The organism is Parabacteroides sp. AT13, assembly GCF_002272965.1.
In the GTDB taxonomy this organism is placed as follows: Bacteria; Bacteroidota; Bacteroidia; order Bacteroidales; family Tannerellaceae; genus Parabacteroides; species Parabacteroides distasonis.
Map to the genome: position 1 here is coordinate 1,063,401 of NZ_NQMH01000001.1, position 18,709 is coordinate 1,082,109.

The following is an 18,709-nucleotide window of genomic DNA, read 5'->3' on the forward strand; positions in this document are numbered from 1 at the left end:
TCATACTCCTTCTTTATAATTATCATAATCTCGTATCCAATCCAATTCTTTTGCACTCGAAGGTTCTGTATAAAATAGATCTATAACACTTACATTTCTATTTAGGGCAGCTATCCCTTATAATTAAATCACATGGTCATATAAAGTTCCATTTCTTTCCTATGGAGTTGTTGTTCGCATTGCCAACATGATACATTCCCCAACAAGTGCTATTTCCGCTAGTAAATAATGTCGAGTATTGTTCCACATCACACTATGTCCTGCAATTTCCGCCGTACGTAAGAAATTATTACGTACTCTCACGTCATTGAAATATGTTGCTGCCCCCACAGCGAATGCTGTTCCGGATGGACTGAGGTTGAACAGTACCGGGCCTGCATCAATGTCAAATCCCAACCAACACGAATAATCATGATATTCCCGTATACCAGACAATAAACCTGATTGCAAAAAATGGGATTTGAGCCTATGATATTGCTCTCTTGCAAATACTGAATCTATCTGCGTGAGGTATAGACAGTTTAATGCGGAGTACGAGCCTTTCACCGGGGCGGCTTTAAACGGTATGCCATCCTCACTCAAAAATGAGACAAGTAGGCCTGTTTCTTTGTCAAGCCATTCAGATTTAGCCTTTCGTACCCATTTACGTACCGTAGAAATATATTTTCCCTTGTTTAATTTCGAGTAATTATTCAGTGCGACAATCGCAACAAGCATATTAGGGACATATATACATTCGCTTGGATATGTTGGTAAGTTTAGACTTTTACTTCGAAGAAGCCGACGATTCATAGTTCCGCAAAGATCATCAAACAAGTTATTATATTTATCATTTCCTCCGGCCATCTTATACTCGCTTATCATCCACGCAAGATGACTGATATATGAAATATGACTCCTGTCACCATCCAATGTTTCCAGAGGATCCTCGCCCCAACGCTCAGCATCATATTTTCTCAACTCAAAGGAAAGTACCATCTCAATAAGATTATCTATGTTCTCTAGATTCTCTGTTTTTGTTTCGGGATAAAGTTTCGACATATTGAATAAGGCTGCCGCCAGCATTGAACAAGAATACAACGCCCACTCACCTTGAAATTGCGTTCCAATTCCTTCTGGCATTTCACACAACAACGCACGTGGTGAAGTTACTACACGATCGATCAGGAAATCCCGACGTTGAATGAGTTCCCCCTTCTCATCCTCCCATGTACCATTATCAGTACACGACCAGTAAACCCATAATATTTTGACCAATATAAATGCAACCATCACCACTGCGATTTTAATTGATTTGTGTATCAAATCAATATTGTCTCGTATAATATCTACATATTTCTCAGGCTCAACCGTTTCACGCTTGGGTTGCAAGCACGAACAGGGCAAACTAATCTTATTTTGCCATTCATTGTCAAGATAATCCTCAAAACGGATGACGACCTTCAACAGATCATCGGATAAACGTTTCTGGCACTCTTTAATAATGTATTCAGGAATTGGATAAACACAAGCCGCTATTGCGCCAGCTATAGCACCTTGCGTATCAGCGTCACCACCGAGTGACACGGCATTTCTTATCGCATCTTCATAACTATCGGCTTCTAAAAATGCGATGATAGCCTCAGGCACGCTACCTTGGCAAGATACATCAAATTCATATCGGGGCCGAATCTCATTCAATGTACGGTTCATGTTATATTCGAACTGATTGGTAACAAAATCTCTTATGTGTACTTTTAATTCGTCTATTTCCCCAGTCCAATGTAGCGCAATGAATATACTTGCAGCTACAGCCTGCGCTCCCTTTATAGCTTCCGGATGATTGTGTGATACTGCGGCTGTTTGTTTCGCTAAGCGCAAGCATTCATCCAAAGTCTTAGCAACAAGGCCTACCGCACTAACACGCATAGCGGAACCATTCCCCCATGAGTTATAGGGGGTTGGATCATTACATAACCAATTGCAGAAAAGGCCACCGTAGCCAACAGCCGGATAACGGTTGCCAAATTCACACATAGTGTCTACAAGCGTGTATTCTGAGCGGGTGACATCCTCCATTAGCCATCGTGCGATAGCTAATGTCATCACCGTATCGTCTGTAAAACAGGCACCATACGGAAATAACTCGAAGTCTTTGCTCTTGACAGAACGAAACTCATACATCGAACCTATAATATCACCAGCAATCGCTCCATAGATAGTTCTGTAAGTATTTTTCATCATGGCTAACTTCTCTCTATACATAAATTCTTTAACACAAAGATTGCAAAAAACCTCGATTTACCATCGGTAACTTGTTTCATTTTCGACCTACCACCAAGGATCTTGTATGGCGAAAATCATTCCGACTCCAATTATCGAAGTCCCTCCATATCACATATATGCCTTATTCTCTCTAGGATCTATATCCATAAAGAAGTAAATTCCATCATCTAATTCTCATCGAATGGGAAATCACCATCTTCCGATATACTCCAATGAGCCGGGGGATTCGTCTTCATCCTTTGTTGGAACTCTCCGTTTCACTACCCGAATCAAGCCTAATGTCAACCTCATCCGTATCCCCATTTCGGCCATGAGAATTTACAATCTTGTATGCTGCCCCTATCCCTACCTTGCTTGAAAGATCTCTTCGGTTATAGAAAGGCTTATTGACGCACTTACATACCAATGAACAGATATATACTAAGTAAATAAGAGAGATTAGAGATAACAGCGTATCAATCCCTGTCCAGTCTCTATTAATAGCATTGAGATCTATTATCAGGCTATCAAGGTTATGGATGAAGCGATGCGGATCGAGCGTACAGGCATCCACCAAGAAAAGAAAAGAGACTGGGGATAACAGCACAAATAGCGCCCTTCTTAGACTAGCCTGCCGCCACTTCCGCTCAATCCATACGTACAATGGTGGAAAACAACACCACGAGACCAAAGAAACCAACCAAAGACAAAAAGACTTAAATGTCCATCGCACCGGCCTTGTCTTAAATGCAAGGATTATAAAAACCGATAATTCAAAGATAATCAAACTTATACAAGCTAACACCAAAAACACCATAACGCCTCAAATTAGGAACAACTTATTTAATACCATAGTACACACTATCGAATAGAAGATCAAAAACCTCGTTTTTACCATATTCACAACTTTACCGCTTTCTTTTAATTAGTGTTATTTGCATTCAGGCCGTTTCTTTTGCCCTCTAAGACACGATATAGGACGGATCTATAAATAACCCCTTTATCAGTTATCACCCCTTATTCGCAAGGAATAGGCTCATGTTTCATATCCTCATCGCCAAGCACCACAAGAGAAAACGGGGCTGGTGTCCCCGCCGCCGCCTTCCGCATCCACTCGCAGCCTCCTCCTTTGGTGCCGCCCCGATCCACGCCAAATAAAGCCATTCGTACCCCAAATACCCCCTAAAGATCATCCTTGAATATAGTAGGATTCAATTCAACCGGGGATCTCCACTCTATTCGATAGTCCTCCCATAAAAAACGTTTCATCACTTGCCAATACTCAAAACATGAGACCGGGGTACGAAACCAGCTACCAGAATCAATTTTTTATCAGAGAAGTAAGATCGTAGCTTTTCCGCCAACTCCTTCTCTATTGGCAAACACCTTAACTGTGATCTATTTGTTGACGTAAACGTTTCACAAGCCAACTATGATGATCGTAAAAAGCTCCAACAAATAAAATATCCTCATTACTATTTTTATTCTCCTCATAAAGTCGCGCTAATCTATAGAAACATTCTCCCATATCATATAACATAAAAGGTTCTACAACTATACATAAATATAAATATCTCGAGATATATTGCTTTGTTCTAGGGTAATCGGAATGAAGCAAATGATATAAATCATAATCCCAGCCTTCTTGTCGAAGAAGGTATAGAGCTTCAAAGCCTCCATTAGTAGGCAAATGTAACTTTTCAGCTATTTGTGTCAAGAAAGAATCTATCTTTTTTAACTTCAAATCAAAATCAAAGTCAAGACCTCGTTTTTCTACAAATATTGTTCCAAACCATATATCAAACATCAATAGTTCAAATTTGCCCGCATTGGTAAGCCCCCCAGGAAAATTAAAGTTCTCCATTCCCTCTAATGCCACTTTAAATATAGCATTCAATGTAGCCTCTTCTATCTTTCTTCTTAAAAAGCCAAACATATCTATATATTTTTACAAATAATCATCAAACATGTCCATTACAAGCATAACCTATTGATAAGCAAATCGCAGCTAATATCATAGAAAAAACAAGCGCTCTAAAAATGTTCCATAAAGGCCCAATCTTTCGTTCTGCGGTAGTATCTATTTCATCTATCTTATTCATGATACCTTTTGTGCTTTCTGTGTGAATATTAGAGATCTCTTTCGCTGATCCAAGGATAGATTCCATCTTACAAAGATCTTGATATTCACATTGCATACAATCTTTTACATTCGGGTTTGATAAGTTCTTTCTACATTTCATAAGTACTATATTTAAAATGTTATATTAAGTTGTTCCTTTACTTGTTCTTTTATATTCAATAACTGTTGATAGTCTGTCTTATATTTAGTGATATTTTGATATATCCCTGTTGCTATCTCTTTTTGTGTTGGCTCAATAAATCGATCTGGATGGCACTTCACTTTCAAAAGATCATATAATCGTTTTGATAGAAAAAGATTATTCATAACGGCATCCATACTGATTTCTTGATTTCTACATGACATTATCTTTTCTTTAAAAGAATCGTCTTTATGATTCTCTCTTTTCTTACTAAAATTCCTCAATATCTTCCACACGACAATGCTCCTCCTATATTTGAAAATTTCTTTAATTCCCATTTGAGTCCCCTTTTCCCTACTGAATCATGAACCTCTAAAGTATCCCAACCTAATGAAATCAAGTGCCTCACTAACATTTCATCCGATAGTATGACAAGACCTATTTGCATTTGTTCCTCACGAGTAAGAGCTGTTCCTGAAAGTGCTTTGATTCTAAATCCTCCAGATAAGAATTTTGAGAATTCATGTCGATAACTAATTTCGCCAACAGATGTTCTTGCCTCAATTAAAGTTGGGGTTATACCCAATATATAAGCATTTTTAGCTGCATTATTAAACGAAGATAACAGTTCTCTTCTATCTGTTACGTTAGAGAACCAATCCACAATACGAGACCAGATATTTTGAATCATAAAAAAACAAGTTGTTCCTCCCTGTCCCCTTCGTTCGGTGGTTTTTAAATAAAAAGCGTAGGGACTATTGATATTATCACATTTGAGGCTCTGGACTGCCCATCGAACGATAATATACAATAGCCCCACGCTTTATGAGCGTATATAGTTCTCCCGTAAAGGAAATATATAACGACATAAGCGCAGGAGCATCTTGGCTATTATCCCGCTCGATGAAATTGTCCAGATTCCAAATGTGAGATAATATCTTAACGCTTCTACGTTATTTTCAATACATCGCAAATGTATTACATATAAAACAAAAGGCAAAGAAAATCGCAGAGAATCTTATTTAAAGCTACTCACAAAACATTTCAAGAAAACATATAGGAATATAGGGGCGGGGTTATATAGCCTAAAACGGGCTTAAAAACGCCTTATACGCCAACGATACACTATCGTATAGCAGTTTGCCGAAAAGTACGAGATTGGTAACTTGGTTGATAGTGATCGTATTAAAAATGAGAGAGGCGAAAGATACCACCTCCTCGGAAATATCCCCCACCTCTCTAAATTTATTTGATATCCCCCCCAATAAAGGGTTATTTTCTAAAACAATACATTGAGTTATTTACAGAGCAACCGTTCTATCTTATCCTTAAGCGGAAATAGATCTGTTTGAATGGTTCCCCACACAATCTCATCCCGAATCTGATAATATCCATGCACCAACACATGGCGCATGCCTATGACCTCATTCCATGCGATCTCTTGATGTTCCTCCCGAAATTCCTTTGTAATCAAATAAGCAGCCTCCCCTACAATCTCCAAATTCTTGATGACCGCAAAACGCAATATCTTGTTCCTTGAATACTCCTCAAAAGTCACATCTGTCGTGAACTCAATGACATTATTTATCGCCTCCAGCATATGCCGTAGACGTGTATCGTCTTTAGGCTTCTCTCTCATATATCAATATTTTATCCCGATCTACAGAAGAAACGGCGAAATCCTTCAATTGTCCTTCCTCCACCAAGTCAACCTTACGATGCAACAATTGGCTTAGAGCTTCCACCATACCCGCATACTTGAATAATGTAATACGAGCGTGGGAGTCAAAACGAACCAGAATATCAATATCGCTATCCTTCGTCTCCTCTCCACGTGAACAGGAACCAAACACCCATGCTTTCTCTATTGGTTGCAAAGAGAAAAAGCCTCTTAGCTTATTAATTATCTGTTGTTTCATCTTTTAGTGATTACCTCACGCAAATATAACGAACATTTTCTAAATTCCGTTTTATCGTGATTCTTTTTTGGAAAATCATTTACAGAACAATATCCTCTAAAAACAAAAGAAGCGAGAGATACCACCTCCCCGGAAATATCCCCCACCTCTCTAAATTTATTTGACAGATCCCCGACAAGGGTATTATTTCCTACATTTTATTAGGAAAAAACTAAGCCTAAATACGTTGTAAGCCTCAAATATGGGCAAAACAATGATATTTAATCAAATCTCTTTAACTTCAAAAATGACCTGAATTTCACATCAAATTCTTCTATCTCTGGGCCAACGTCTTTTCCTTGAGAAGAGAAACAACACCTCTTGATCTTCTCTATAATAGACTTGTAGGCTCTTTGCGTCAATTTTCCATCACGCACACGAGCCTTCAATCTAGACCTCAACGGATCAAATCCATTACGATTAACAGACTCACGTAAGGTACTATTTAGCAAACTTCTTACTCCATCTATCTTATCAAGCGGCAAAGACTCTTTACTCACCTTGACTTTGGAATAACAAGACAAGAACCGATCCAGCAAATCATTCCAAAAGCTAGGATCATATAACATTGACGCAGTAACCGATTTCCCAAAGCACTTCCTAACTTTCTTTATCCGAAACTCGCATCGAGCTATATTCTTATTATTACTCCCCTGTTCCTTTCCTTTATCGTAAAACGAAAGTTCTTTCTCTGCTGTTTGAAACGTAATTCCTGTAGGATATGAAAGACGCCTAAAATAAGGTAAATCTAACATCCGATTGAAATATTCTATTGGAGACCGCTGTAACTCCAAATCCATTGCTGAATCCATTCTAGTCACAGTGACCTTATCCATAGGGATGTTTAAATCCTCTCCTATCCCCTCAATGGCTTTCCGTACGTCCTCTAAAGGGAAATCGTGCATGTTGGTACCGTAGTAATACTTACATAAGCTACAAGCATTGATTTTTAGAATATGAGTATTTACATACACATTATACCCCTTATATTTCCCACGTACATAAGGGAGGCCATCATTACCAATACAATCACTTCTATCCATCAAATATGGCGACACTTCCGCTAACAAATCTATTTCTGGAACATCTTTCTGATTAAGAACAAAGTCAACCGTATCATATAACATATGACCATGTACCATATCATGAACCATACTACTATATTCAGTACATGAATCATGTCCTTCCTTACAGCTTGATAGATACACATAGTATTTAGAAGCTATCTCATCCATTCTTACGTCCTCCCTTCTTTCCTTCTAAAGTATTCTCGATATCGGAAATAGCATAAAGGACACGTCTTCCTATTCGTTGAGCGGGAATCATTCCTTGTCTTGTCCAATCGGCCAAAGTTGGCAAAGAAATCCGCAACATCTTCGCAGCCTCCGTACGAGTAAGAAGCCGGATAGAATCTTCGCTCTTCTGAAGCTTTAGATCATCTAATATATCATCTAATACTTTACGTACTACAGCTTCAATATCTGAAAGTGAAGCCTGTTGGATTAATATACTTTGTTTCATTAACAAATAATTTAAATTAATGGCACAAAGTTTATCAATCACACATTTCCACTTTTTCCATTATTTCCAAATGGAAATAACTATTTAGAGAAATGAGCACAAATAAGCTTAAAATTCGAGATTTCTTCTTTCGAAAGTCCTTCAATCCCCTTTTTCTCTATCTCACGTAAATTTCTCTCAGTAACACTATTTTCTCCTATTGACGCTTTACTAACTACGACATTAAAATAGTCATAAAAGATGCGTGCTACAATTATCATTTTACTATATCTAAGAATCTCCTGGTCTTTCATGAATATTATTAATTTGGCCAAATGATTCTTCGTCTTATGGACATACCGCTGTTCTCTTACGATATTAAACTCCTCCAGTTTCTCTATCAGTTTATGTACAACATCCTCGTTATAGCCGTTAAATAGGTTGTAGAACCTATCTTCCTTATATGATGATTTATCGCCACCCTTATCAGAAACATTTGACAGTTCACTTTGAGAGTAATTCAACGGTTCTTTTTGAGAAACACCCGACGAATCATCAAGAATATCATTTTCACCATAGCTTGATGACCTATCGCTACCCTTATCAGAAACATTTGACAGTTCACTTTGAGAGTAATTCAACGGTTCTTTTTGAGAAATATCCAACGAATTATCATGAATATCACTTTCACCATAGCTTGATGATCTATCGCTACCGTTATCAGAAACATTTGACAGTTCACTTTGAGAGTAATTCAATAGTTCATCTTGAGAATCATCTGACGAATCATCAATAATATCACTTTCACTATAAATACATCTTTGTACCCCTATCGTATCAGAATGGGGTTTGAAGAACTTTAACCAATAGCAAAAGAACGTACCATGCCTTTTTTGGCAATCAATTAGAACATTTCGCAAATTAATATCATATCGTTCAAAAGCTTCTGTGACATCTGAGAAGAAAATTGGTATAACAAACTTTTGAAATACTTTGGAATGAAAAATGGGATGATTTAGCTGTATTTCATATAAACGCTGTAATATTTCCTCCGCATAGACCATTCTAGCTTTAGGATCCATCCCTAACAATCGAGATTTTATCGCATCTACATATTTTACACGTAATTTCTCACAATGTTGACCAACCGCAAAAGTTAAACCCAAATTCACACAAGCCTCATTCGATCTATTGTCCGAATCATCAGAGTATGCAATATCGTTATTGATATTATTATCAACAGAAACAAACAAATCTTTCCCATCAATGATTTTAGTTCTGGGGTCATAGATATACTCTTCCCCAAATTTATGTATAACATCTAGAATATCATCACAATACGATCTTACATTTTCCATAAAAATAATCAATTAGCAAGTTACTATCTGATTAAAAAATTCATGTCCTTTCAACTGTATAGCATTCTCCTTCTCCGAGATCTTAATATACTTCATGAATGAAGATTCCGTCTTGTGTCCCGTTATCTTCATTATACTAATGGGTGGCAATCCTGCTAAATAAGCATTCGTGGCAAAAGAACGCCGAGCCGTGTGACTCGTTACAAGATCATATTTAGGCTTCGTTTCAGCATAAGTTAAAGTACCTTTTGTTCTTTGCAATAAGATTGGCTCATTAATCTCAGCCTTCTTCGCAATCTCTTTGATATAATCATTAAATTTTTGATTTGAAGGAACACGAGGCAACTCATTATCATATTTCTGCAATATCTGCCGAACTATCGCATGCAAAGGGATAACTACAGTCCTACCGGTTTTCACAGTCTTTATAGTAATTACACTCTCTACATTATCAATATTATCAGAACTCAACAAAGACAAATCACTAAAACGTAATCCTGTACAGCAGCCTATCAAAAACAAATCCCGAACCCGATCCAATCGAGGTTCATCACTTAAGTCACACTTATAGATTTTCTTTAGCTCATCACTATTGAGGTAGACAGAATAGGTTTCCTCTTTAGGCTTACTAAAACGCTTCTTTTTGAAATCCATATTTGTATGTAGATTACGTTCATAAGCCTCATTCATAAACATTTTCAAATCCTTTATACGAGCACCAACCGTATTTGGAGAATAACCTTTATTCGTTAAATATTCAACAAATGACAAATAAAAATCCAAGTCTACATTCTCAAATTGTAGCCTTTTCCCTGTTAATGCAATATACCCCTCAATCTCACGAGCTGTTTGCTTATACCCCTTCACAGTATTAGGTTTCTTATCAGTTTTCTCTATAAAGGATTTGACAAAACAAAGTAAATCCTTGACATCTCTATCCGGTTCTATCTCCTTGTAACCTTTAAATATCTTATCCAACTCCTTTGTTAGTAGCTCATTCGTTGGCAGGATACCGTCATTCTCCAACCGACGTAGCACATCTTTAGCCGTAACTTCGATATTATCCAAAGCCGCTTTCAGTTCTCTATACTCACCAGCGTTCATCCGGTGATTCCTCGCTGTAGGAGCGATCGGAGCACCAACTTTCGTATCCCATCTTTCCGGCAAAATTGTCTCATTAGTATAATACTTCAACGGTAAGTACTTTTTCTTCCCATCGGGTAAAATAGTATATGCACCGTAATTCATCAGAAAAAAAATAGCGGTAGGCTTATCTGACTTCGGACGTGTCAAATAGAATTTTACTGTTGCCATAATATATCTGTTTATTTAACTTACGCAAATATAGACAATATTTTATCGACAAAACAAGGATGCGGTAAGAATTGCGGTAAGAAAAAATCTTCTTTTATTTATTTTCTCTTTACAAAAACGATATACAAAACACTCAAAAGTCAAATATAACTCGCTATCTATTAATAAAATAAGATAAAAAGAAAGAAGGGCAAAAGTAGTCTCGCCGGGAATCGAACCCGGATCTAAAGTTTAGGAAACTTCTATTCTATCCGTTGAACTACAAGACCAACTCTTTTGAGATTGCAAAAGTATAATCTTTTCCTCAAATAGGCAACCGTTATCGGATGTTTTTCCCGCCTATCCGGAAGCTTCTCATTATTTCCGAAAAAACATGTACGTGTTTCCGGAAAAACATGTACGTCTTTTTCAAAAAACACGTACGTGTTTTCAAGAGCTAATATAACATCAAATAGATCAATCAAATAAGCTTTGCATCACCGATAACGATTTGATTTCCGGAAAATCCGGGAGATGTAGACGGTAATACTCAAGAATACGATGAATAATACGGGCCCGCTCTTGCCGGGAAAAACCATAAAGCGACATATTCTCAAAACTGATACGCAGCAAACGGGAAAAGAAAGCGCTCTCCACCTTATTTAAATAATGCCGATGCATCGGGATATGATCCGTAAACACCCCATTCAACATATCGAAATAATATCCCACCCTATGCGATTCCATATTCGGGAAAATACCGAGATGGTGGAGAAGACCTAACAAGAAAACCATATGAAAATTAGCGATACCTTTATCCGCATACTCCAATAGATGTATGGACTCGTATAAATAATCAAATAAACGGGGATCCGGCTCCGTATCTTTCACGCCCCTAAAAAGAACCTCCGAGAGGAAAAGCGCCAATACATTCTTAACCGGATCACAACAAACATCATTCAGCGGAAAACAAATGCGGGTCTCCTTAATCCGGTGCAAGTCCCGCTTATTCAAGTGCTCCACCTCCATTTCCAGAACGGACAAAGGTATAAACAAAGCCTTCGATACCGTGCTTTTCTTCCCTCGGCTACGACTAACCAGATACGAGGCCCGGCCAAACGCCTCCGTATACATATATATAATAGAATATTTATCATTGTAAGGGATCGTATGCAAGACAATCCCCCTCGTTTTACACAACATAATTCGTATCTTTGCGACGATGATTAAGAACAAAGATACTCAAATTAACGTTATACATATAATTAAAGTATAGAATTATGTTGGACTTAACGACCCCTTCTTTATTATTTTCCGCCATATCATTGATATTGTTGGCCTATACGAATCGCTTCCTTTCATACGCCAGCGTAGTGCGTGCCTTGAAAGAAAAGCATCAGCAAACCCATGACCCCAAGGATATCGCCCAGATAGCGAACCTGCGGAAAAGGCTCTATCTGACCCGTTCCATGCAAATATTAGGAATACTCAGTTTGCTGCTCTGCGTGATCGCTATGTTCTTCATTTATGTATCGTGGCAGGTTTTCGCCGCATGGATATTTGGCATAGCCTTATTGCTATTAGCGGCGTCGTTATGTGTATGTATCTGGGAAATAAATATTTCCGTTAAAGCCTTGGAAATTCATCTGGAAGATATAAGTTCTAAAGAGAAGTTAAAACAGTGAGTAGCATTAAATTTTCCTTCGAAATATTTTGCCAGTTCGGAGAGATCGTCTATCTTTGCACTCGCAATCGGGAAATCACTTTCTTAGAACGCTATAAGTGAGAGCTTTGACATTTTGGCCCATTCGTCTATCGGCTAGGACGCAAGATTTTCATTCTTGAAAGAGGGGTTCGATTCCCCTATGGGCTACAATAAACAGGATTAAAAAACAATAAAGAGAAGATCGAGAAATGGCAAATCATAAGTCATCAATCAAGAGAATCAGACAGACAAACGCAAGACGTTTGCGTAACAGATATTACGCAAAGACAGCTAGAAACGCTATGAAAGTTTTGCGCGCTACTGAAGACAAGAATGAGGCACAAGCTTTGTTCCCTAAGGTATGCTCTATGTTGGATAAGCTTGCAAAAAAGAACGTTATCCACAAGAACAAGGCCGGTAATCTGAAATCTAAGTTGGCTAAGCACGTTAATGCGCTAGCATAAGCAGAAGGTAATTACTTTTACAAGTATAAAGCCGGACTCTCAATAAGCCCGGCTTTTTTAAACCTGATGGCCCATTCGTCTATCGGCTAGGACGCAAGATTTTCATTCTTGAAAGAGGGGTTCGATTCCCCTATGGGCTACCAATCAAAAGGAGAGAGATAAGTTTATGGCTTATCTCTCTCCTTTTTTACTACACCCGTCCTTTTTTCGCTATTTTCACATCCCCCACTTCGCTATCTCGATAAAAATCACTACATTTGTTAGATTTTTTTTGAGGACATAGATAATTACAGATTTTAAAGAAAGATAAACTCATGAGTGAAGAAATTAAGAATACTTCTACAGAGTACTCCGCAGATAGTATTCAAGTACTTGAAGGGTTAGAGGCAGTACGAAAAAGGCCATCCATGTATATTGGCGATACCAGCGAGAAAGGTCTCCATCACTTAGTGTATGAGGTCGTAGATAACTCCATAGACGAAGCGCTAGCCGGATATTGTACATACATCGACGTGGTAATCAATGAGGACAACTCGATCACGGTTACCGACGACGGCCGTGGTATCCCCGTGGATATTCATGAGAAAGAAGGTAAATCAGCTTTGGAGGTAGTATTGACGGTGCTGCACGCCGGCGGTAAGTTCGACAAGGGAACCTATAAAGTATCCGGTGGTTTGCACGGTGTGGGTGTATCTTGCGTAAACGCCCTCTCTACTTATCTGAAAGCGGAAGTTCGCAGGAACGGCAAAGTACATATGCAGGAGTTCTCTTGCGGAAAGCCGTTGCACGACGTACAGGTTATCGATAATACGGATAAAACAGGTACTACGATCTCTTTCAAGCCGGACGGTTCTATCTTTACGGTCACGGAATACAAGTATGATATCTTGGCTACCCGTTTGCGTGAATTAGCGTTCTTGAACGCTGGTATTACGCTACGTCTGACAGATAAGCGAGTTCTGAAAGAAGACGGTTCATTCAAGTCCGAGGTATTCCATTCGGATGAGGGATTGAAAGAGTTTGTCCGCTATATCGACCGTTCTAAAGAGAAACTGATTCCAGACGTAATCCATATCGTTACCGAGAAGCAGGGTATCCCTGTCGAGGTGGCGTTAACTTATAATACTTCTTACAATGAGAGCGTATTCTCTTACGTAAATGATATTAACACGATAGAAGGTGGTACACACTTAGCCGGTTTCCGCCGTGGCCTGACCCGTACGTTGAAAAAGTACGCCGAGGATTCTAAATTATTGGAGAAAGCCAAGGTGGAGATTCAAGGGGATGACTTCCGTGAAGGTTTGACCGCCGTTATCTCTATCAAGGTAGCCGAACCTCAGTTCGAGGGACAGACAAAGACGAAGCTGGGTAATAGCGAGGTTACCGGTGCAGTGGATATGGCGATCGGTGAGGCGTTAGGCTATTATTTGGAAGAACATCCGAAAGAGGCGAAAATAATCGTCGACAAGGTGATCTTGGCCGCTCAAGCCCGTCATGCCGCTCGTAAGGCTCGCGAATTGGTACAACGCAAATCTCCGCTGACAGGAGGTGGGCTTCCCGGTAAATTGGCGGACTGTTCCTCTAAAGACGCAGCGATCTGCGAATTGTTCCTTGTCGAAGGAGACTCCGCAGGTGGTACGGCTAAGCAAGGACGCGACCGTAACTTCCAAGCGATCCTACCATTGCGCGGTAAGATCTTGAACGTGGAGAAAGCGATGGATCATAAGATCTTCGAAAGCGAGGAAATCCAGAACATCTATCGTGCGATGGGCGTAACCGTCGGTACGGAGGATGACCCGAAAGCGTTGAACATGGAGAAGCTGCGTTACCACAAGGTGATTATCATGACCGATGCCGATGTGGACGGTAGCCACATCGCCACATTGATCTTGACCTTCTTCTTCCGCCGTATGCGTTCCTTGATCGAGAACGGATATGTGTATCTGGCGACTCCTCCCCTCTATTTGTGTAAGAAAGGTAAGGTTGAGGAATACTGCTGGACCGAGCAACAACGTCAGCAGTTCATCTTAAAATATGGAGGAGGCAACGAGAACTCGATCCATACACAACGATACAAAGGTTTGGGAGAAATGAACGACCATCAATTGTGGGATACGACCATGAACCCGGAAAACCGTACGTTAAAGCAGATCACGATCGACAACGCAGCCGAGGCTGACCAAATCTTCGCCATGTTGATGGGTGAAGACGTAGGCCCTCGCCGCGAGTTTATCGAGGAAAACGCTACATATGCTAACATAGATGCTTAAAATCATGAAAGTCCGTCGTCCGAATCTAGAGGCCCTATACAAAGAAGTTGATAATTATATACCGGCTAAAGAAAGCCTTCAACCTCCCCGAATAGGAATATCCGCTAACCGGAGAGACGGACTTTCCTGTATAGCGGAGACCTACGTGCAAGCCGTGCTGGATGCGGGGGGAGCCCCGGTACTTATCCCGGTGATCACGGATCTGAAAGCATTGACCGTACTGGTTTCCGAACTAGACGGATTGGTTATGAGCGGGGGTGGAGACATCAATCCGCTCTATTTGCATGAGGAGCCTATCCCGCAATTGCAAGACGTAGATACGTTACGTGACGAATACGATTTGATATTGCTTCGCTTGGCCGCTAACCGACAAATTCCGATCATGGGTATTTGCCGGGGGCATCAGATCATGAATGTAGCGTTCGGAGGAAGTGTCTATCAAGACATCCATTCACAAGCCAATCATGCTCTATTGAAACACAGCCAGACATTGGCTCGGGAATATCCGTCGCATACGGTAACACTCGAACCGGGAATGAACCGCCTACGTACTATTTTCAATGGAGAAGAACAAATCCTTGTCAACTCTTTCCACCATCAAGCGGTAAAAGAGGTCGCCCCCGGATTTAGAGCGACAGCGACCGCCCCGGATGGAATCAATGAGGCTATGGAACATACGGAGAAAACGATATTCGGTGTACAATGGCATCCGGAGGCCATGGCTCCGCAAGGGGATGAGGCCATGAAAGCCCTATTCGCTTACCATATCGAGAATGCCCGCCGTTTCGCAAAAGCCAAAGCGATCCATCAACGGATCGTGACGATCGATTCCCATACAGATACCCCAATGATCTTTCCCGGTGAATTTAATATCGGGGAGAAAGAAGGAGGGAAAGTGAATCTTCCTTTTATGGAAGAAGGGCGTATCGACGCAACCTTTATGGTCGCCTATATCCCGCAAGGTAAACGAGATGAGGCATCCTTACAGGCAGCGACAGCGTATGCGATAGAACGGCTGAATCAAGTAAAACGCCAGCAAACCTTACATCCGGACCGGATGGTTATAGCGACTACCCCCCAAGAGATCCGGACGATTAAGGCGCAAGGGAAAAAAGCGATCTGCCTCGGCATCGAGAACGGGTACGCTTTAGGGAAGCTGGTCGAAAACCTACGAATGTTCAAGGAGATGGGAGTTTCTTATATCACCTTATGCCATAATGGGGATAACGATATTTGTGATTCCGCTAGAGGAAAACAGGAATGGAAAGGACTAAGTCCTTTCGGTAAGGAAGTGGTAAAAGAGATGAACCGATTAGGAATCATGGTTGATATCTCGCATGCGGCGGAAAGTACCTTTTATCAGGTACTGGAAGTGAGCGAGACGCCAATCATAGCCTCCCACTCTTCCGCACGTGCGCTTTGCGATCATCCCCGCAATTTAACGGATGATCAACTGAAAGCGCTGGCCGCTCAAGGGGGTGTCGCCCAAATCTGCCTATACAAAGGATTCATCAATAAGGAAGAGGAAAAAGCTTCTTTAAGCGACGCTATCCGCCATATCAATCATATCGTAGATTTAATCGGTATCGATCATGTAGGAATCGGCTCGGATTTTGACGGAGACGGGGAACTGATCGGTTGCTCGGCTACCAATGAGTTGATTAACATTACCGTCCGACTTTTAGAAGAAGGATATACAGAAGAAGATATACGGAAAATATGGGGTGGGAACTTGCTAAGGGTTATGACCGCTATACAAGATTTTCCAAACAAATAGCAAACGAAAACAACTACATATTATGAAAAATATCTTATACACAGCAATATGCGCCTGTAGTATCTTATGTGGAGCACAGGCACAGACACCCGGATCGGAAGTCCCCAACTTAAAAAAGCTATATGAGTTGACAGACTCTTGCGATGTAAACGTGCGGGCACGATTCTCCCCATTGATCGGGATTTCCGCCAGTATCTCCAATGGTGCTTCCCGGGTAGGGGCCACCTATATCCAATCCATCGTAAAGGCAGGGGGAACTCCGATTATCATCCCGGCTGTTACTGACGGTAAAGTACTCAGGAATATCGTATCGAATTTAGACGGGTTAGTTCTTATAGGAGGAGCGGATGTAAACCCTCTATGGTATGAGGAGGAGCCTCGGGAAAAGCTGGAGGAAGTCGATCCGGTACGCGATTTGTATGAGTTGAAACTAATCAAGATGGCTACCGATCAAAATATTCCCGTCTTAGGCATATGCCGGGGATTGCAACTGTTGAATGTAGCGTTTGGCGGTACGCTTTACCAAGACATCCCCTCACAACGTGGCGATCATTCTGTCAAGCATAGGCAAGATTTACCCAGTTCGTATGGCTCACACCGTGTCTTTGTTGACGCGAACTCACAGCTAGCCTCTATTCTAGGGAAAGATACCTTAGCCGTAAACTCTCTTCATCATCAAGCGATCAAGGAGTTGGCGCCTATCTTCAAGGCTACCGCTTATGCGCCCGACAGTATTATCGAGGCTATCGACGCTTATCCGAATCGATCCATCATGGGAGTTCAATGGCATCCGGAAGCGTTGACTTACGGAGGCGACACTACGATGTTAAGGATATTCCGCCATCTGATAGGAAAGGCCGAGACTTTCCACCAAGCCAAAGAGATGCACAAGCATTTCCTTTCCGTAGATACACATACCGATACTCCTTTCTGGTTCAAACGTGCCGGATTCAGCATCGCGGACCGGGAACGTAACCGGGTAAACATCCCTAAGATGCAAGAAGGGAAACTAGACGGGGTGTTCCTTGCGGCCTTCATCGGACAAGGTAAACGTGATGAGGTCTCTTTACAAGAAGCCGTACAAAAAGTAACAGGCTTGATCGAAGGTATTCGCAAGCAAGCTGAATTGAATAAGGATTTATGTGGCATCGCCGTTACGAACCAAGACTTCATCCGCTTGAAGAATGAAGGGAAAAAAGCGTTCTTTATCGGTATAGAGAATGGATACGGCATTGGTAAGGATCTGGCGAATATCGCTAAGTTCAAGGCGATAGGTGTCAATTATATCACGCTCTGCCACTCCTACGATAACGATATTTGCGACTCATCCACCCATACCAAGAAAGAATGGGACGGTTTAAGTCCGTTTGGTGAAGAGGTTGTGAAAGAGATGAATCGCCAAGGTATCATGGTGGATATGTCTCATGCCTCTGAGAAGTCATTTTGGGATGTTATCAAATTGTCCAAGGCCCCGATCATCTGCTCGCATTCCTCATCCATGGCGATGTGCAAGCACGACCGTAACCTGACCGACGAACAACTAAAGGCCCTTGCCCAAAATGGAGGCGTAGCGCAAGTTTGCTTGCTCGACCGCTATATCAATGAGGATTATAAAAACGCGAGCCTTACCGATGCGATCGAACATATCGATCATATGGTGAAAGTCGCCGGTATCGATCATGTAGGTATCGGCTCTGATTTTGATGGCGGTGGCGGAATTATCGGTTGCGAAAGTGACAACGATTTCATACAGATCACTGTTAAATTAATAGAGAAAGGATATACAGAGGAAGATATCGCCAAGATATGGGGTGGAAACTTGATGCGTGTATTAGACGAGGTTCAAGCGACTGCCTCCGTAAAAACATTATAAACA

The 18,709-nt window shown here is 40.8% G+C and carries 19 protein-coding genes and 3 tRNA genes; 7 read left to right on the forward strand and 15 right to left on the reverse strand.

Annotation, left to right across the window (positions count from 1 at the left end):
• Nucleotides 1-159: 159 nt before the first annotated feature.
• The 15 genes from CI959_RS04935 to recO all read right to left on the reverse strand — a co-directional run bounded on the left by CI959_RS04935 (nucleotide 160) and on the right by recO (nucleotide 11,820).
• Complete coding sequence (locus CI959_RS04935) at nucleotides 160-2,244, reverse strand: ADP-ribosylglycohydrolase family protein (protein ID WP_095231416.1); 2,085 nt, start codon at nucleotides 2,242-2,244, stop codon at nucleotides 160-162.
• 253 nt (nucleotides 2,245-2,497) lie between these two features.
• Complete coding sequence (locus CI959_RS22080; RefSeq protein WP_005859351.1) at nucleotides 2,498-3,061, reverse strand: hypothetical protein; 564 nt, start codon at nucleotides 3,059-3,061, stop codon at nucleotides 2,498-2,500.
• Between the two features lie 200 nt (nucleotides 3,062-3,261).
• A complete protein-coding gene (locus CI959_RS21480; RefSeq protein ID WP_172680032.1) occupies nucleotides 3,262-3,408 on the reverse strand; it encodes a hypothetical protein in 147 nt (48 codons plus the stop codon).
• 223 nt (nucleotides 3,409-3,631) lie between these two features.
• A complete protein-coding gene (locus CI959_RS04950; protein ID WP_005859353.1) occupies nucleotides 3,632-4,180 on the reverse strand; it encodes a hypothetical protein in 549 nt (182 codons plus the stop codon).
• A gap of 25 nt (nucleotides 4,181-4,205) precedes the next feature.
• Nucleotides 4,206-4,487, reverse strand: coding sequence for a hypothetical protein (locus tag CI959_RS04955; RefSeq protein WP_005859355.1), 282 nt, complete (start codon nucleotides 4,485-4,487; stop codon nucleotides 4,206-4,208).
• Between the two features lie 11 nt (nucleotides 4,488-4,498).
• Nucleotides 4,499-4,846 carry a hypothetical protein gene (locus CI959_RS04960; RefSeq protein WP_057316360.1) on the reverse strand — a complete coding sequence of 116 codons (348 nt, stop codon included), beginning with the start codon at nucleotides 4,844-4,846 and terminating at the stop codon, nucleotides 4,499-4,501.
• Nucleotides 4,789-5,199, reverse strand: a complete 411-nt coding sequence (locus CI959_RS04965) for a hypothetical protein (protein ID WP_036629084.1) — start codon at nucleotides 5,197-5,199, stop codon at nucleotides 4,789-4,791. The genes CI959_RS04960 and CI959_RS04965 overlap by 58 nt, the downstream gene beginning before the upstream one ends.
• Before the next feature lie 606 nt (nucleotides 5,200-5,805).
• Complete coding sequence (locus CI959_RS04970; protein WP_008779412.1) at nucleotides 5,806-6,147, reverse strand: DUF86 domain-containing protein; 342 nt, start codon at nucleotides 6,145-6,147, stop codon at nucleotides 5,806-5,808.
• Entirely contained in the window at nucleotides 6,131-6,427 is a 297-nt protein-coding gene (locus CI959_RS04975) for a nucleotidyltransferase family protein (RefSeq protein ID WP_005859362.1), read from the reverse strand. Before CI959_RS04975 ends, CI959_RS04970 begins: the two co-directional genes overlap by 17 nt.
• Nucleotides 6,428-6,687: 260 nt before the next feature.
• Entirely contained in the window at nucleotides 6,688-7,701 is a 1,014-nt protein-coding gene (locus tag CI959_RS04980) for a hypothetical protein (protein WP_005859363.1), read from the reverse strand.
• Nucleotides 7,694-8,029 (reverse strand): helix-turn-helix domain-containing protein, encoded by a 336-nt coding sequence (locus CI959_RS04985; RefSeq protein WP_226769867.1) that lies wholly within the window; start codon nucleotides 8,027-8,029, stop codon nucleotides 7,694-7,696. The genes CI959_RS04980 and CI959_RS04985 overlap by 8 nt, the downstream gene beginning before the upstream one ends.
• A gap of 38 nt (nucleotides 8,030-8,067) precedes the next feature.
• Entirely contained in the window at nucleotides 8,068-9,324 is a 1,257-nt protein-coding gene (locus CI959_RS04990; RefSeq protein ID WP_130882571.1) for a hypothetical protein, read from the reverse strand.
• Between the two features lie 12 nt (nucleotides 9,325-9,336).
• Entirely contained in the window at nucleotides 9,337-10,638 is a 1,302-nt protein-coding gene (locus CI959_RS04995) for a site-specific integrase (protein ID WP_005859366.1), read from the reverse strand.
• A gap of 197 nt (nucleotides 10,639-10,835) precedes the next feature.
• Nucleotides 10,836-10,907, reverse strand: a tRNA-Arg gene (locus CI959_RS05000).
• Between the two features lie 187 nt (nucleotides 10,908-11,094).
• Nucleotides 11,095-11,820, reverse strand: a complete 726-nt coding sequence (recO, locus tag CI959_RS05010; protein ID WP_057316357.1) for a DNA repair protein RecO — start codon at nucleotides 11,818-11,820, stop codon at nucleotides 11,095-11,097.
• A 77-nt stretch (nucleotides 11,821-11,897) separates the two neighbouring features.
• On the opposite strand from recO, the gene CI959_RS05015 reads away from it, so the two are divergent.
• From CI959_RS05015 to CI959_RS05045, 7 genes are all read left to right on the forward strand, one after another.
• Entirely contained in the window at nucleotides 11,898-12,302 is a 405-nt protein-coding gene (locus CI959_RS05015; RefSeq protein WP_005859368.1) for a DUF2721 domain-containing protein, read from the forward strand.
• Between the two features lie 116 nt (nucleotides 12,303-12,418).
• Nucleotides 12,419-12,490, forward strand: a tRNA-Glu gene (locus CI959_RS05020).
• A gap of 41 nt (nucleotides 12,491-12,531) precedes the next feature.
• On the forward strand, nucleotides 12,532-12,786 hold the full coding sequence (gene rpsT, locus CI959_RS05025) for a 30S ribosomal protein S20 (RefSeq protein WP_005859369.1): 255 nt from the start codon (nucleotides 12,532-12,534) through the stop codon (nucleotides 12,784-12,786).
• Between the two features lie 68 nt (nucleotides 12,787-12,854).
• Nucleotides 12,855-12,929 (forward strand) — tRNA-Glu (locus tag CI959_RS05030).
• A gap of 171 nt (nucleotides 12,930-13,100) precedes the next feature.
• The gene (gyrB, locus tag CI959_RS05035) at nucleotides 13,101-15,056 is read left to right on the forward strand and encodes a DNA topoisomerase (ATP-hydrolyzing) subunit B (RefSeq protein WP_005859370.1); all 1,956 of its coding nucleotides are present in this window, start codon (nucleotides 13,101-13,103) and stop codon (nucleotides 15,054-15,056) included.
• Nucleotides 15,049-16,833, forward strand: a complete 1,785-nt coding sequence (locus CI959_RS05040; RefSeq protein ID WP_008779229.1) for a gamma-glutamyl-gamma-aminobutyrate hydrolase family protein — start codon at nucleotides 15,049-15,051, stop codon at nucleotides 16,831-16,833. Before gyrB ends, CI959_RS05040 begins: the two co-directional genes overlap by 8 nt.
• 22 nt (nucleotides 16,834-16,855) lie before the next feature.
• Nucleotides 16,856-18,706 carry a gamma-glutamyl-gamma-aminobutyrate hydrolase family protein gene (locus tag CI959_RS05045; protein WP_057316355.1) on the forward strand — a complete coding sequence of 617 codons (1,851 nt, stop codon included), beginning with the start codon at nucleotides 16,856-16,858 and terminating at the stop codon, nucleotides 18,704-18,706.
• Nucleotides 18,707-18,709: the final 3 nt, after the last annotated feature.

Coding starts and splice junctions, on each gene's coding strand:
- CI959_RS04965 (WP_036629084.1), bottom strand. CDS start 5,199: ATGATTCAAAATATCTGGTCTCGTATTGTGGATTGGTTCTCTAACGTA.
- rpsT (WP_005859369.1), top strand. CDS start 12,532: ATGGCAAATCATAAGTCATCAATCAAGAGAATCAGACAGACAAACGCA.
- CI959_RS04950 (WP_005859353.1), bottom strand. CDS start 4,180: ATGTTTGGCTTTTTAAGAAGAAAGATAGAAGAGGCTACATTGAATGCT.
- CI959_RS05015 (WP_005859368.1), top strand. CDS start 11,898: ATGTTGGACTTAACGACCCCTTCTTTATTATTTTCCGCCATATCATTG.
- CI959_RS22080 (WP_005859351.1), bottom strand. CDS start 3,061: ATGGTGTTTTTGGTGTTAGCTTGTATAAGTTTGATTATCTTTGAATTA.
- CI959_RS05045 (WP_057316355.1), top strand. CDS start 16,856: ATGAAAAATATCTTATACACAGCAATATGCGCCTGTAGTATCTTATGT.
- gyrB (WP_005859370.1), top strand. CDS start 13,101: ATGAGTGAAGAAATTAAGAATACTTCTACAGAGTACTCCGCAGATAGT.
- CI959_RS05040 (WP_008779229.1), top strand. CDS start 15,049: ATGCTTAAAATCATGAAAGTCCGTCGTCCGAATCTAGAGGCCCTATAC.
- CI959_RS21480 (WP_172680032.1), bottom strand. CDS start 3,408: ATGGCTTTATTTGGCGTGGATCGGGGCGGCACCAAAGGAGGAGGCTGC.
- CI959_RS04975 (WP_005859362.1), bottom strand. CDS start 6,427: ATGAAACAACAGATAATTAATAAGCTAAGAGGCTTTTTCTCTTTGCAA.
- CI959_RS04990 (WP_130882571.1), bottom strand. CDS start 9,324: ATGGAAAATGTAAGATCGTATTGTGATGATATTCTAGATGTTATACAT.
- CI959_RS04970 (WP_008779412.1), bottom strand. CDS start 6,147: ATGAGAGAGAAGCCTAAAGACGATACACGTCTACGGCATATGCTGGAG.
- CI959_RS04980 (WP_005859363.1), bottom strand. CDS start 7,701: ATGGATGAGATAGCTTCTAAATACTATGTGTATCTATCAAGCTGTAAG.
- recO (WP_057316357.1), bottom strand. CDS start 11,820: ATGTTGTGTAAAACGAGGGGGATTGTCTTGCATACGATCCCTTACAAT.
- CI959_RS04935 (WP_095231416.1), bottom strand. CDS start 2,244: ATGTATAGAGAGAAGTTAGCCATGATGAAAAATACTTACAGAACTATC.
- CI959_RS04955 (WP_005859355.1), bottom strand. CDS start 4,487: ATGAAATGTAGAAAGAACTTATCAAACCCGAATGTAAAAGATTGTATG.
- CI959_RS04960 (WP_057316360.1), bottom strand. CDS start 4,846: ATGGGAATTAAAGAAATTTTCAAATATAGGAGGAGCATTGTCGTGTGG.
- CI959_RS04995 (WP_005859366.1), bottom strand. CDS start 10,638: ATGGCAACAGTAAAATTCTATTTGACACGTCCGAAGTCAGATAAGCCT.